The organism is Photobacterium sp. DNB22_13_2 (genome assembly GCF_052873915.1).
In genome coordinates, this window is record NZ_JBNNXU010000029.1 from 24,808 (window position 1) to 39,925 (window position 15,118).

Genomic DNA, 15,118 nt, shown 5'->3' on the forward strand with positions numbered 1-15,118 from the left:
TATGCACTCCTTATGCCTTGGCGACGTCAACTAAGATGGAATGCTGACCATTCCCTTTTGACAATGGTGTAGCTCGTTGGGATGTGAGCGTGTTAACACACCCACCTTGGTCAACCCCTTTCTTATCAGGGCTGTACCAAGCCCCTTGTCCTAGAGCCGCAACACCAGGCATGATGCGTGGTGTGACTTTTACTGCCATTCGTAGCTCTCCGCGATCATTCCATACCTTGATGGAGTCACCACTGGTTAACCCGCGTTTCTCTGCATCAATAGGATTCATCCATAACCCATCGAATACGACTTCACGTAGCCACGGTATATTGTGGTAAGTAGAGTGGGTGCGTCCTTTGGTGTGGTAGCCACAAATTTGCAGTGGATAGTCTTTTGCTCGAGGGTCTAAATGACTGTCCCAAGACACGACATATTGCGGCAGTGGAGTGATGATATCGCCTTCGACCAACTCCCATTCTTTGGCAATTGTTTCCAGTTTGGTGGAGTAGATTTCGATACGACCAGAAGGTGTGCCAACTGGGTTTGCTTTGGGATCTTTGCGGAAGTCCTCAAGGGCAATACGTCCCTCTTTGGGGGCGACGACTTGATATGGTCCTTGCTCACGAAGTTCAGCCAAAGAAGGGATATTTGGATCTTGCTTCATTCGCTCTGCGTAAAGGTACTCTAGCCATTCATCGTGAGTTCGACCTTCGGTGAACTCATTATGTAGATCAAAGCGCTTAGAAAGTTCAGAACACATTTCATAAACACTTTTTGTTTCATATAACGGCTGAATTGCACGTTCTAGAGGGAACAGTGCCCCCATTGAGCCTGAAGAGTAGCCGTCTGAGCTAACTTCGGTATTTTCTAGGTTAGTGACATCAGGTAATAACAAATCAGCATAACGTGCAGACGCGGTCATGTGGTTATCACATACAACAATGAACTCGCAAAGTGATTCATCACCAATGATTTCGGCTTGGCGTTTTAGTTCGGCATGTTGGTTCATCAACACATTACTGGCGCAGGAGATGATGAACTTAATGGGGTTATTTAGCTTTTCGCCACCTAACAAGCCAGCTGTTTTATCAGTCATCTCTTCATGACGCCAAATCGCCTCAACCCAGTTAAAGAAGGTAACACGGGTTTTGATCGGATTATCGCCGACAGGCAAACGTGGGGCAGGGTAACCATAGTTAGCAGGCATATCCCCGGTGTTGGTTCCAGAAAGGCCAATATTACCGGTTAAGATAGGAAGCATTACAATGGAACGTGATGTTTGTTCACCGTTGGATTGACGTTGAATACCTGTGCCTTGGGTAATGAAACACGGCTTTGCCGTTCCAATTTCACGGGCAAGTTGAATAATCTGCTTTTCTTGTATCCCGGTAATTTGCGACGCCCATTTAGGTGTTTTTTCAATACCGTCAGGGCCCATACCTAAGATATGTGCTTTGTAATGACCGTTTTCTGGTGCGCTTTCTGGAAGTGTTTTCTCGTCATAGCCTTGGCAGTAGGCATCAAGGAACGCTTGATCGACCAAGTTCTCAGTGATCAGGACGTGTGCAATACCTTCTACCAACGCTGCATCAGTGCCGGGACGGATAGGGATCCACTGATCTTCTTTACCCAGCATGGTATCGGTGTAACGGGGATCGATGATGATGGTGCGGATGTTACGTTTTCTCTGGGCACTAATGTGTTCATGGATCTCGCCACCACCACTCATACGTGTTTCTGCTGGGTTATAACCGAACATGACGAGTAGCTCTGCGTTTTCTATCTCTGAGGTATATGATCCATAGGCTGCTGCTTTTTTATTACCATACGTAAATGGCAATGCAAATTGGATCTGACCCCAGCTGTAGTTGCCGTAGTAATCCAAAAAACCACCAGTGAGATTCATCAAACGCTTGAAACAATCCTTACCATCGGTACGAATACCCTGGGTACCTGACCCATAGGTAATGTGTACCGCGTCGTTGCCATACTCTTTTAGCGTGTACTTGAGCTTATCTGCCATTAGATCAAGAGCTTCATCCCAGCTAATGCGTTCAAATCGGCCTTCTCCTCTTTTACCGACACGCTTCATCGGGTATTTAAGACGGTCTGGATTGTAAGCCCGATGCTTGATTGAGCGTCCACGGAGACATGCACGAATTTGATGTTTGCCAAATTCAGTATCATCACCGCGATTATCCGTTTCGATCTGGGTGATCACGCCATTTTCGGTGTGAACACGTAGGGCACAGCGGCTACCACAGTTTACTAAGCACGCCGACCAAAATGTTTGCTTGTCATTAGGGTTTGCCGTGGTGTCGGGTGTGCTTGCGATAGATTTAAATGGAAGTCCTCCAGCTGCAGTGGCTCCCCACTTCATGAATGTTCTGCGCCGAATCGGTGTCAGAATAGTATTTTGCATCCAGTTTTTCATAAGCTATCCAATGTGAATTGATCTTGTATCGGTGCTTTACGTTGGGGTAATGACCCAACACGTCGTATTGGAAATTTGGTTTATCGAACAGGCTTCAGCGTAAGCAAACGTATCAATGAAGCTGTTGACCCTTTTCCTTTTTTGTTTTTGTCTTTGCGTCCAGGCGAAAAGTTGGTGGTAGACTCTATGTCGACTCATTGTGTGCAAAGAAATCATGCGTTTACTCTTTATCACGCTCAATTGGACGCTATAACGGAAATCATTGTACGTTATAGCGAACAAATGGTGTTATGTGACGGATCAATTTTTATGATCTTTAGAGTTGCATTTGGTAAGGTGTGCGACATGAAAGTTGATGAGCATTTTAATGACGGTAATCTCATCAAAAGAATAAATACAAGGTAATGAAATATGGGTGATTTTTCTGCGCTAGGTGAAAAACTAAAGGCGACCCGAAACAAAATGGGATTGAGTCTGAGCGATATGTCGGCTAAAACCGGTGTGAGTAAGACAATGCTCAGTCAGATTGAGCGTTCGGAATCGATGCCAACGATCGCCACTGTTTGGAAAATCGCGAATGGATTAAAGATTAAGCTTGAAACCTTGTTGGATGATTCAAGTCAGCTGTACGAAGTCAAAAGCATTGATGACAAACTTGCTATCAAAGATGATGATGGCCGTATGATCATCCATAGTATTTTTCCATTTTCTCCAATCAGTGGTTATGAAGTTTTCTACGGTGTTTTTAAGCCAGGTTGTAATTATTCCGATGATAACCACACTAACAGTACAACCGAGCAACTGTTTGTCACTGATGGGGAGTTAGAAATGATCGTTGGACAAAATACCTATCGTATTACCGCTGGCTGCTCCCTCTCATTTGATTCGTCGGAAAAGCACCGATATATCAATAATGGGGACATCGACGCGAATGTTCTCATCATCGTAAATTATGAGTAATACACAAGTACGAAAAAGGGCAGAGTGATCTGCCCTTTGATTTTTTATTTGTGAATTTTGTTACTTTTAGCCCAATAAAAATAGTGGTGTAACTTTAAAATGGATAAAAAAATCAGGTAGGGAGATGAAGCATGCAAAGTCAAAGTGTCAGCTATTTTGATAAGGTGTTTGAATACTATTATTTAAATGCGCAGCAAAATTCTACCTACCCAGCGGTATTATTTATTCACGGAATTCTTAGCAGTGGCCAGCTTTTTACCCATGATTTAATGCCTTCTATGGCTACCGAAGGCTTTTCAGTTTATTCACTAACACTTCGCGGCCATGGTTCTCTCAAAGGCAAACCGTCATCACAACCCTTTCAAGATCACATTGATGATGTGGCTGCCTTTATTGAGTTTGTCTCTCTGCAAGAGAAAAAGCCCGTGGTAGTTGTTGGATATTCTTTAGGAGGCTTGATTGCGCAGCATGTTTGTCTGCGCGAATCGATACAGTCTAAATTAGCCGGTTTAGCATTAATGGCGTCGGTACCACCGCAGGGCTTTACTCAACTCAATCAGACAATGTGGTTTGATCACCCCACGCTATCAATGGTGCTGGGGCAGGTGATGGCATTCCCCCATATAGCGCTGCTTAATCCTTACTTTCGCCATGTGTTAATGGATGCGTTATTTGCCACCAAGCCGAACCAGCGGCAGTTGGATGCTTTGTTTTTAGAGCTGAAAGCGGAAGATTTCCGATTGTTTTTACAACCTCATCCTATTGCTGTTAACTCCCCTTTAAATTTTCCCGTACTTGTTGTTGGTGGACGAGAAGATAAGTTGGTGCCCGCTTCCCAAGTACAGGCAACCGCGGATTTCTATGGTGTCGAACCTGTGTTCTTTACCCCTATGGGCCATGCCATGCCCGTTGAAAAAGAGGTGACAAAGTTTGCTGCTCATCTTGCCAATTGGTGCCGCACGCTCTGATCTCTGTTTTGCCTCTCTCTTAAACCTACCCACTGATAACTTACTGTTTTACATTAATGTGAACTCAGCATTGCTGCTTTATTGATCTAAAACAATCAACCTCACCAATACCCCTTTATGGGTATCCAATCTATCCAGATTAGGCATAAATTAATTAATAACCACTAAATTTGTAAGTGTTAATTACTGCACCTCTATTGGTATAGCTTGGCACTTGCTGATTTAGGAAGGATTCGGTGGTGTGCCTTGAAGGGGGGCTTTGTTGTGAGTGATTTCCATGTCTGCAGCTTGATTGTCTACGTTGTGGCTGAGCAGGTTGAATCAATAAAAAAGACCATAGAAAGCTTACCGGGGGCTGAAGTACCGATTTTTGGTGAATCAGGAAAATTGGTTGTCGTGCTTGAGGGTGAACAGCAGAACAATATTGTTGGTCATTTTGATTTGATCAAGCAATTGCCTGGAGTGCTCGATACCACACTGGTTTACCACCAAATGGAAGAACAATCTGAGCTAAAGGAAGCGTAACATGACAGTTACTAGACGTAGTTTCTTAAAGGCCAATGCAGCAATAGCCGCAGCCAGTGCAGCAGGGTTAACCATTCCTGTGTCGGTGGCCAATGCGGCAGGCGACGATCAGGAAGTGAAGTGGGATAAAGCCCCATGCCGTTTCTGTGGTACGGGCTGTAGTGTACTGGTCGGTACCAAAAATGGCCGTGTGGTAGCCTCGCAGGGGGATCCGGATGCGCCGGTAAACAAGGGCCTCAACTGTATCAAAGGCTACTTCTTGCCTAAGATCATGTATGGAGAAGATCGCCTGACTCAACCGATGTTGAGAAAGAGGGATGGAAAGTACCACAAGGAAGGAGAGTTTACCCCGGTCAGTTGGGATGAAGCCTTTGATGTGATGGCTGACAAATTCAAGCAAGCCCTGAAAGACAAAGGTCCATCGTCCGTTGGGATGTTTGGCTCTGGTCAGTGGACAGTCTGGGAAGGCTATGCTGCAGCCAAATTGTACAAGGCCGGTTTCCGCTCCAACAATATAGACCCGAATGCCCGCCACTGTATGGCCTCAGCCGTTGTTGGATTCGCCCGTACTTTTGGTATGGATGAACCTATGGGTAGCTATGACGATCTCGAGCATGCCGATGCTTTCGTGCTTTGGGGATCTAACATGGCAGAAATGCACCCGATTCTCTGGACCCGTCTGACGGATCGCCGTTTGTCTTCCGACAAGGTGAAAGTGGCCGTATTGTCGACCTTTACCCACCGTAGCTATGAGCTGGCGGATAATCCAATCATCTTCAAGCCACAGACAGATCTTGCCATCCTTAACTTTGTTGCCCATTACATTATTTCGAATGACAAAGTGAATCAGGACTTCATGGACAAGCACGTTAACATCCGCAAGGGTGTGACGGATATCGGCTATGGTTTGCGACCGACTCATCCTTTGGAGAAGGCGGCCAAAAACCCGGGCAATGGCGATTCGACGCCGATGAGCTTTGACGATTATGCCAAGTTCGTCTCGACCTATACCGCTGAATACACTTCAGAGATGACCGGTGTTCCGGTCGATCAGCTTAATGAGTTGGCTGAGCTGTACGCTAATCCGGAGACCAAAGTCGTTTCTTACTGGACGATGGGCTTCAACCAGCACACCCGTGGTGTATGGGCCAATAACCTGATTTATAACATCCACTTGTTAACAGGTAAGATCTCTAAGCCGGGCTGTGGTCCGTTCTCGCTTACCGGCCAGCCATCAGCATGTGGTACTGCCCGTGAAGTCGGTACCTTTGCCCACCGCTTACCTGCCGACATGGTGGTAATGAACCCTAAACACCGTGAAATGTGTGAAACCCATTGGAATATTCCTGAAGGCACTATTCCACCGAAACCGGGTTACCACGCTGTTCTGCAAGACCGAATGCTCAAAGATCGTAAGCTCAATGCCTACTGGGTGATGTGTAACAACAATATGCAGGCTGGTCCAAATATCAATGAAGAGCGCCTGCCGGGCTATCGTGACCCAGCCAACTTCATTGTGACCTCCGATCCTTACCCTACCGTAACAGCAATGGCATCGGACTTGATTTTGCCGACTGCGATGTGGGTGGAAAAAGAAGGGGCTTATGGTAACGCCGAGCGCCGTACTCAGTTCTGGCATCAGCAGATCAGTGCGCCGGGCGAAGCGAAATCAGACTTGTGGCAGTTAATGGAATTTGCCAAGCGCTTCAAAGTCGAGGAAGTGTGGCCGCAGGAACTAATCGCCAAGAAACCTGAACTTAAAGGCAAAACTTTATTCGAGGTGTTGTTCAAAAACGGTAAGGTCGATAAGTTCAAGCTCGAGGAAATCGCCGCTGACCAATTGAACGATGAATCAAGGGACTTTGGCTTCTACGTCCAAAAAGGCTTGTTTGAAGAATATGCTTACTTTGGCCGTGGTCACGCTCATGATTTGGCACCGTTTGATATGTATCACCAGTCCCGTGGCCTGCGTTGGCCTGTGGTTGATGGCAAGGAAACCGTCTGGCGTTATTCAGAAGGCTATGACCCGTATGTGAAGAAGGGCGAAGAGTTTTCCTTCTACGGTAAGCCAGATAAGAAAGCGGTAATTTTTGCTTTGCCTTACGAGCCAGCCGCGGAGTCGCCAGACAACGAATATGATCTTTGGTTATCGACTGGGCGGGTACTGGAGCATTGGCACACTGGATCAATGACTCGACGGGTACCTGAACTATACCGATCCTTCCCTGATGCCGTGCTGTACATGCACCCACTGGATGCCAAAGAGCGTGGGATGCGCCGTGGTGATGCGGTGAAGATAGTCTCGCGTCGTGGAGAGGTTCTTACTCACCTTGAAACTCGTGGGCGTAACCGAGTACCGCAAGGCTTGGTGTATATGCCTTTCTTCGATGCCGGGCAGCTGACCAACAAACTCACGCTTGATGCGACCGATCCACTTTCGAAAGAAACGGATTTCAAGAAATGTGCAGTGAAGGTGGTTAAAGCCTAACTATTGGAAACAGACTGATGAAGCGTTCACCTCTCAAATCATCGGAAAGTCGTCGCCGTTTCCTTCGGGATGCAGCGCGAACGGCTGTGGGTGTCGGAGCGGCTGCGACCGTACTCGGACTTCAGAGCAAACAAAGCAAGGCTGATAGTAGCGGGGTGCCGATTAGGCCTCCCGGCGCATTGCCTGAGCCGGAGTTTTTGCAGGCTTGTTTGCGTTGTGGCTTGTGCGTTCAAGCATGCCCCTACGACACTTTGAAGCTGGCAAGCTTATTGTCGCCAGTGGCATCGGGTACGCCGTATTTTACTGCCCGAACGATACCGTGTGAGATGTGTGAAGATATTCCTTGTGTGGAAGCTTGCCCAAGCGGCGCGCTGGATCATGGCTTGATTGATATTGATGACTCCCGAATGGGAACGGCGGTATTGATAGACCATGAGACCTGCCTCAACTGGTTGGGCTTACGCTGCGATGTGTGTCACCGGGTCTGCCCGTTGATTGATGAAGCCATCACTCTTGAGCCAATCCGTAACCAACGAACAGGTTATCACGCCAAATTTATCCCGACCGTGCATTCAGATGTGTGTACTGGTTGCGGTAAATGCGAGCATGCCTGTGTGTTGGAAGAAGCGGCTATCAAGGTTGTACCGACGGCATTGGCCAAAGGGGAGCTGGGGCATCATTACCGCTTAGGCTGGGAAGAGAAGTCCAAGAACGGGGAAAGTTTGGTCCCTGAAGATCTTACTTTACCTGCTCATAAGCCGGGTAACCGTGGAGGAGGTCAGTAATGGCTAAGCATTTGGCAAAAGATGCTGGTAAAGCGGCTACCGCTTCTCTGGGCTGGTGGAAAGCACACCGCTTTTTGCTGCTACGCCGTAGTTGTCAGTTGCTAATCATTGCGTTGTTCATGATTGGCCCGACATTGGGCGTGCTACGGGGTAACCTGTCGGCAAGCACCTTGTTCGACACTATCCCACTGACCGACCCGTTGATCTTACTGCAGACCCTTGCCGCAGGCCACTGGCCAGAACTGGCTGCCCTGTTGGGTGGGGCCATTGTGGTGGGGTTTTATGCCTTGCTCGCGCCGCGCGTATTTTGTGCCTGGGTTTGCCCGCTGAACATAGTGACGGACTTGGCCGCATGGCTGCGCCGTAAACTGGGGGTCAAACTGAGCTATCGCTGGCCATCAAGCTTGCGTTACTGGTTGTTGCCGGTATTGCTGATTGGTAGTGCGATCTCCGGCACGGTGCTGTGGAGCTGGATTGACCCTGTGGCAGCGCTGCACCGTGGTTTGGTGTTCGGTATGGGCGCAGGCTGGGTGTTGATTCTGCTGGTGTTCTTGCTCGATCTAGTGCTGGTCGAACATGGTTGGTGTGGCCATTTATGTCCGCTGGGCGCGACATATGGCGTGATCGGCCGCAAGAGCTTAGTGCGTATCACCGCCACCAACCGGGAAGCCTGCAATAAGTGCATGGACTGCTTCAATGTATGCCCAGAGCCTGAAGTGTTGCGGCAACCGCTAAAAGGCGGGGACCGTAAGGTGATGAGCCAAGACTGCATCAGTTGTGGGCGCTGTATCGATGTCTGTTCCGAGGAAGTGTTGGAATTTAAAATAAGAATTGGAGCCAATAAAGATGAAGGGTAAGTATGTTGTGTCTGCGCTGCTGGCGGCTGTCGTGAGCCTTGCCGCATTTGCAGAAGTTACCTCGTTACGTGGCGCGCAGGATATAGCGGAAACTAATACCGTTGCGCCAATCAAGCCGGTGCCAAAAATGCAAGATAAGCTGGCCTTGGAATATGTTCATCAACCCCCTTTGATCCCGCACTCAACGGATATGGTGCAGATCAACCCGAGCAACAATGGCTGCTTGCAATGCCATGATGTCGATAAGTACCGCAGAACGGGTGCCCCAAGGGTTAGCCCAACTCACTACATGGACAGCAACAACAAGATCTTGAGCGATGTTGCACCACGTCGTTACTTCTGTTTGCAGTGTCATGTATCGCAATCTGATGCCGCACCGCTAGTGGAAAATACCTTTAAACCGGCTGGTAAATTCGGCCAATAGGAGGGGCTATGGAGAGTCAACGACCTGGTATCATCCGGCGTTTTTGGCAGTGGTTCAGAAAGCCCAGCCATTTTGCAATTGGTACACTCCTGACCGTGGGGGTTGTTGCGGGTGTGATCCTCTGGGGGGGCTTTAATACTGCTATGGAGTACAGCAATCAGGAAAACTTCTGTATCAGCTGTCATGAAATGGAGAACAACGTCTATCAAGAATACGTTGGAACGGTTCATTACAACAATAGCAGTGGTGTTAGGGCGACCTGTCCGGACTGCCATGTACCAAAAGAGTGGGCGCCGAAAATGGTGCGTAAGATCCAGGCATCGAAAGAGCTTTATGCCAAAGCGCTAGGCATTGTCGATACGCCGCAGAAGTTCGAGGATCATCGGTTTGAAATGGCCTCCCGCGAATGGGACCGCATGAAAGCCAATGACTCGCAGGAGTGTCGCAACTGTCATAACTTTGAGTATATGGATTTCAGTACCCAGAAATCGGTAGCCGCAGGGATCCACAGCCGGGCAATTGAAGACGGCAATACCTGTATTGATTGTCACAAGGGTATCGCCCACCAACTACCGAAAGGCCATAAGATCGAAAGCGCGATTTAACGTAAATGCTTAATAAATCCCCCCTTTTGCATTGAAATGCTTTTAGGGGGGAATCTTTGTTAATTAATATGTCCAATCAATGCCAATCATAATACGATGGTTATCGCGTTCTTCCGCTTGGCTTCGTTCATATAGGGAGTAGTTGTACTCAATCCCCAGAGTCAGGTTGGGTTTTACCGTCCACATTAAGTTGGCCAGGCCATATTGGGTAGAAGTAAAGGTGTCGTGGTTCAACTCATCTTGCCAATCTAACGCTTCTGTTGATACTTTGCTGTAAGCAAACACCGATTTTAAGTTAGGCTGCCACTTGCGGGTGTAAGAGACCATTGTGCTTTCTGCTTCGCGAAGGTCAATGGTTTGTGTTTTGGCATTCCATGTCGGGCCTGTACTGTTCAAACCCAGTAAGTAGCGGTCAGTACCTTCTCCTCGGTAGGTTAAGAATGAGATACGGTCATTGTTGGTGAAGTCCCAGCCAGCAGAAAGCTGAACGCCATACCCGGGTTCTTTGTGCTCTTTAGCTTGGTATGTGAGTTGCGACTGGTTGAATAGGGCCGTTGCTCTGAACCAAGCATCTTCATCAGCCCATTCACCGGCTAGGGCGATATCGGGGATGGTGCCTGATGTATCTAGCTTGTCCTCGAACTGGTTTATAATATCATCGTTGGTACTGCTTTCTAACGCTATATCATATTTAATAGCCCCAAATTCTTGCGACCATCTAATGAGTGGCTGACGTTTAAATACAACACCACTCAATGTTGCTTCCGCTAATGATTGAGGGATATTACGCATATCCATAAAGGTTGACCATGTTTGACCAGCAAGCAGTTGACCTTGCTCTGTCGACCAGGTGACATAAGCTTCACGTAGGCGAGGTGACATACCACCATCGTTATTGGCGTTAAAATCCAGGACGGCATGTGAACTAAGGTTTGAGCCATCATCAAAGGTTTGCGATGCGCCAAATTTAATTTGTGAGAGTGATGCATCTATTTTAGTATCACTGTTAGCACTTTTATTAAATAGGCTATTTCCAGGAATATTGATGCCGGCCCCAGCAGTATCCGTATCATGAACGATGATGGTTTTTATAGAACCAGAAAAATTAAAATCTATATCGGATGCTGGGGTAGAGGTGTAGCCAGACGCGCTTGCTAGCGAGAGACTGAAAATAAGGAAAAGTCGGATAATTTTCATAAATATTGATATGCTAAAAAGCCACCGCTAATAAGAGGTGGCTTGATTTATTAATTATTGTAACTTAGAAGTAGTGGCGAACACCTAGCCATGCTTGAGTTTCCCAATCACCGCTTAAGTCATTGCCATTAACTTCAAGGTCTGATTTAGTAAAGTCGTATCGGGTGTTTAACCACCAAGTACGGGCACTGTTTAGTGGGACGTTAATGGATGCTTTAATTGATAGGTTTTGCATCTCAATTTCATCACCCGATAAGTCTTGCCACTCAGGAACGAGTGAAAGGTATGAACCGCCATCACCCAAGTAAATCGCAGTAATTAGTCCTAGGCTATAACCGGTTAGGTCATCTTTACCGTTCATACCCGCATCTAGCACCTCCATGCTACCTGTCATCACACCAGCGCGTGGGAAGACCAGTATGCCGCCAGTGTAGGCTGGGTTTATTGCGGCTACAGCGCCGATTGACAGCAAATCATTCTTCACTGAATTGGTGCGGGTATTTACGTAATCTAGCGAGGCGCCTATTTTTGGTAGGGTTGATGAACCAGAGTTAAATACATGGAAGTACTGGGTACGAGATGTTTGATAGTCAAAGCCAAACTTATTTCCGTCGTTATCTTTGTTGTCAAATGTCGCTTCACTTAATAGAGCGAACTGCTGGCCGTTTTCTAGGCCGCCTGCAATTTGACCTTGCCATTGAAATTCAGAGTTGCCACTGAACATTAATGCCGACTGCGTATACACTTTGGTAACGTCAGCAGGATCGATCATTTGTTCTTCTTCGGCCATAACAGGTGAAGCAATGCATGCCGCAAGAGGTGCTAATAAAGCAAACTTTTTCATTTTATTCTCTGAGCTTGCTTCGTCCTTGAAGCGGTTTTATATTAGGGTGAATATTCAGTAGCGACTTAAAGCCAGCCGCTACAGGATATTGAGAAGGAATTTCTTTGCCCGTTATTATTTGTTGGCTAGAAGTTTTGCTGCCTGACGCATAAAGGTAGGAGCTTTGAATTCACCGTAACCTGAATGGTATGGGTTGGTTGAGAACACCACGCCGACGAAATCACGGTTAGGGTCAACATAGATGTATTGGCCTAAGTTACCGCTTTTCGCCATAGCACCATCTTCAAAGATGAAGTCAAACTGGTATGACTGAGACACAGAAGCTTCGCCAGCTGCGCTTACTGCACTCTCCTGTTTAGTGGTATTGGTGTGAGTTTTAGGATCCCCACTAGTTAGGATGCGATCAATCACTGCTTGTGATACGACAGGCTCAGTTGCCGCTGCTTCCCAGCTAGGTGTGTATAGCATGCCATAGCGCGCCATATCTTCTACTGTGGTTAGCATCAGACCGACTGCAATCGCCATACCGTCTGGGGTTTGGTTGAATAGAGCAGGTTGACGTGCAGTCATCTTGCCCCAAACTCGATCTTCAAATACTTGGGTGAAGGTTGTGCCTTCTAGGTTTTCGATCATTTTGGTTAGCACGATGGTGTTCATTGAAGCGTAGCTAAAGCGTGTGCCTGCAGGCTCGTCCACTTTTTTTTCTGTATCTTTAGCAACATCCACCCAGCTTTCAAGTTGGCCGGTACTAAAACGAGGTGACCCGAACGCTGACGCAAAGAAGCGTACAACGGGTGAGTCTGGGTTCAATACTGACTCTAGGGTTTCTTCGTTATCGAAGCCGGTTGTGTGGTTTAGAACATTAAGGACAGTGACGTCATCCCAAACGGTGTTTTTAAGCTCAGGAACGTAGGTACTCATTGGCTTACTTGGGTCTACTTTGCCTTCTTCAACCAGTTGAGCCACGATAAGGCCAACTGTTGTTTTCGCAGCAGATGCCCAAACGTGGCGATCCGTTGGCTTCATACCAGGGTAAGCTTCGTATACGATTTTACCTTCGTGGATCAACATGAATCCTTGAGTACGGAAAGCGGGATCCGCTAGGTACTCATCCATCGTTAACTCGCCTTTAGCCTGCGTATTAACTGTTAGCTTGTTCAGTTCAGGGTTAATGGCTTTGACAAGTGGTTTGTACTCTTCATTTGGCGAAGCGATAGCCGTTGGCATGAACTCATTCATGCTCTTGTGATAATAAAGTGCGTGGTCCCCACCCATTTGCCAATGGAAGTTATTAAAGTTAGTGCGAGCCGCATCAACAAACTCAGGTGAAAAAAACTCTTTAGCTGCTTCGACTGGAAGAGTAACTAGTGCTCCTTCAGCTTTAAGCGCTGCTTCAACAGGGTTTTCAGTAATTACATCGCTAGAGCTAAATGCATAAGATGTTGGAAGCATTAACGTAGAGGCCAATAGTGCAATGGCTTTAAGTTTCATAGGTATCCCCTTGTTTTAATCGGGGAGATTATATTTTTCTTAATAAATGCCTATAGGTCAAAAAACGACATTAGGCCGTACTAGTGACGTTATATCTATTGATTGTTTTATTCGTCACAAATATTAATATGCCACTCCAGAAAGTAGAATGGCTTATTATATCAATGGCTGTATACAACCTTAATGAAATGACTAATTATCTTGGGGTTATTAATTATATTGTATCAAGTTATATCCTCGTCCATTTTAGTCAAGATAGACATCAAGTGTTATATCGCTATTAACTTTTCATGAATTTGTTGGAATTGTGCGGAGAAACTAGATGTGATTTCACTGGTTGAGTATGTAAGCTTCATTTTTCAGTTTGATGCGAAGCCCGCAGAAGGTGCACCCATTTTATAGGAGATCTTGTCTATTGATAGCGAAAAAAGAGGGGCTACTACGGATACTCATTAGGTCATTTGGCGACATTCGTTGCAAGGTATGGTGTCAGATATTGATAACATGATGCTGTGCACTAGTATAGGTCAGTAGGTAACAAGAGTATGAGCCAATAGTATGAAACCAACCTCTTCAACAACAGATATACTGCTTACTTCAACGATGAATATTTGGCCTTTTATTGAATACTGTGAAAAAAAGGGGTTTGATTGGAAGTCGGTTGCCGATGAATATGGTTTACCTATAGAGGTGATGGACAAGCAGCATTGGTTGCCGACCAAAGATTTGATGCTGTTTTTGTTTGGTTTGGAGAGGCAGTTTGGTTATCAAGTAGGTATAGATGTTGGCCGGTTTATCTCTATTAGACAATTATCGCCTGAACTTGATAATAGAATTAAAGGTTGTCGTAATTTGTCGGAAGGTATTCAGGTACTGGTGGCAGAAGTCCCTAAATTAAGTAACCACGTGATTATTTGGACAGAGAAAAACGACGACCGATGGTGGCTATGTCACCGAACTGCTTTTCGTGAGTCGACTCCGGGCTTTGAACAAGCTGAATGGTTCAGAACGTTAGCGATGATAAACTTTTGCCGGCGGTTTATTGAGGGCGACTGGCAACCAGAGCAAGCTAAACTCGTTTCAGCCGATATCAATGCTGACAAATTGCCTCAAACATTCCGAAAGACAGAGATTGAATTTGGCCAGCCTTTTGGCGGTTTTACGATCCCACTCCCCGCTGATTTCCATCAAATAACCGAGCAACCCACACAGGCCAATTGGCACCATTCCATATGTAAGCTTATTGAAACCTATGCTTTATTGCCTTGGTTCAACATCTCGTGGTTCTCGAAACTGTTAGGTATGACGCCGCGAACCCTACAGCGAAACTTGAGTCTCAAAGGCTTAACCTTCAGGGAATTGCGCGACAATGCAAGGCGAGATCACGCTGTAAAGCTCCTTGGCCAAGAAGGAGTCAGTACCCAAGAGGTTGCCTGGCGAGTAGGGTTTGATGACCTCAGTAACTTTAACCGCGCTTTCAAAAAATGGACGGGATATACCGCGCCTGCATATCGGAAAAAAATGCAGTGAGAGGATTTGGTGTGGGCCT

Annotated in this window: 13 protein-coding genes; 9 read left to right on the plus strand and 4 right to left on the minus strand. The window is 46.6% G+C overall.

All coding sequences use genetic code 11. The annotated features are described in order from the left end of the window. Positions 1-10: 10 nt before the first annotated feature. Entirely contained in the window at positions 11-2,425 is a 2,415-nt protein-coding gene (locus ACVA58_RS25565) for a DMSO/selenate family reductase complex A subunit (protein WP_446513083.1), read from the minus strand. 411 nt (positions 2,426-2,836) lie between these two features. Here ACVA58_RS25565 and ACVA58_RS25570 point away from each other — a divergent pair, with 411 nt between their 5' ends. From ACVA58_RS25570 to napC, 8 genes are all read left to right on the plus strand, one after another. Next, positions 2,837-3,385, plus strand: a complete 549-nt coding sequence (locus ACVA58_RS25570) for a helix-turn-helix domain-containing protein (RefSeq protein ID WP_255043373.1) — start codon at positions 2,837-2,839, stop codon at positions 3,383-3,385. A gap of 131 nt (positions 3,386-3,516) precedes the next feature. Then, positions 3,517-4,353, plus strand: coding sequence for an alpha/beta hydrolase (locus ACVA58_RS25575; RefSeq protein WP_446513084.1), 837 nt, complete (start codon positions 3,517-3,519; stop codon positions 4,351-4,353). A 264-nt stretch (positions 4,354-4,617) separates the two neighbouring features. Beyond that, positions 4,618-4,878, plus strand: a complete 261-nt coding sequence (locus ACVA58_RS25580) for a chaperone NapD (RefSeq protein WP_446513085.1) — start codon at positions 4,618-4,620, stop codon at positions 4,876-4,878. Between the two features lies 1 nt (position 4,879). After that, a complete protein-coding gene (gene napA, locus ACVA58_RS25585; protein WP_446513086.1) occupies positions 4,880-7,366 on the plus strand; it encodes a nitrate reductase catalytic subunit NapA in 2,487 nt (828 codons plus the stop codon). A gap of 17 nt (positions 7,367-7,383) precedes the next feature. Beyond that, complete coding sequence (napG, locus tag ACVA58_RS25590; protein WP_446513087.1) at positions 7,384-8,151, plus strand: ferredoxin-type protein NapG; 768 nt, start codon at positions 7,384-7,386, stop codon at positions 8,149-8,151. Then, positions 8,151-9,008 carry a quinol dehydrogenase ferredoxin subunit NapH gene (gene napH / locus ACVA58_RS25595; protein ID WP_446513088.1) on the plus strand — a complete coding sequence of 286 codons (858 nt, stop codon included), beginning with the start codon at positions 8,151-8,153 and terminating at the stop codon, positions 9,006-9,008. The genes napG and napH overlap by 1 nt, the downstream gene beginning before the upstream one ends. Beyond that, complete coding sequence (locus ACVA58_RS25600; protein WP_446513089.1) at positions 8,998-9,432, plus strand: nitrate reductase cytochrome c-type subunit; 435 nt, start codon at positions 8,998-9,000, stop codon at positions 9,430-9,432. The genes napH and ACVA58_RS25600 overlap by 11 nt, the downstream gene beginning before the upstream one ends. Before the next feature lie 8 nt (positions 9,433-9,440). Further along, on the plus strand, positions 9,441-10,037 hold the full coding sequence (gene napC, locus ACVA58_RS25605) for a cytochrome c-type protein NapC (protein ID WP_446513090.1): 597 nt from the start codon (positions 9,441-9,443) through the stop codon (positions 10,035-10,037). A 63-nt stretch (positions 10,038-10,100) separates the two neighbouring features. On the opposite strand, the gene ACVA58_RS25610 is transcribed toward napC, so the two are convergent. The 3 genes from ACVA58_RS25610 to ACVA58_RS25620 form a co-directional block, all read right to left on the minus strand. After that, positions 10,101-11,234, minus strand: a complete 1,134-nt coding sequence (locus ACVA58_RS25610; protein WP_446513091.1) for a DcaP family trimeric outer membrane transporter — start codon at positions 11,232-11,234, stop codon at positions 10,101-10,103. A 64-nt stretch (positions 11,235-11,298) separates the two neighbouring features. Further along, on the minus strand, positions 11,299-12,078 hold the full coding sequence (locus ACVA58_RS25615) for a hypothetical protein (RefSeq protein ID WP_446513092.1): 780 nt from the start codon (positions 12,076-12,078) through the stop codon (positions 11,299-11,301). Positions 12,079-12,192: 114 nt separating this feature from the next. Next, the gene (locus ACVA58_RS25620; protein ID WP_446513093.1) at positions 12,193-13,569 is read right to left on the minus strand and encodes a serine hydrolase domain-containing protein; all 1,377 of its coding nucleotides are present in this window, start codon (positions 13,567-13,569) and stop codon (positions 12,193-12,195) included. A gap of 558 nt (positions 13,570-14,127) precedes the next feature. Between ACVA58_RS25620 and ACVA58_RS25625 the strand changes: the two genes are divergently transcribed. After that, positions 14,128-15,099, plus strand: a complete 972-nt coding sequence (locus ACVA58_RS25625; RefSeq protein ID WP_446513094.1) for a helix-turn-helix domain-containing protein — start codon at positions 14,128-14,130, stop codon at positions 15,097-15,099. Positions 15,100-15,118 lie beyond the last annotated feature (19 nt).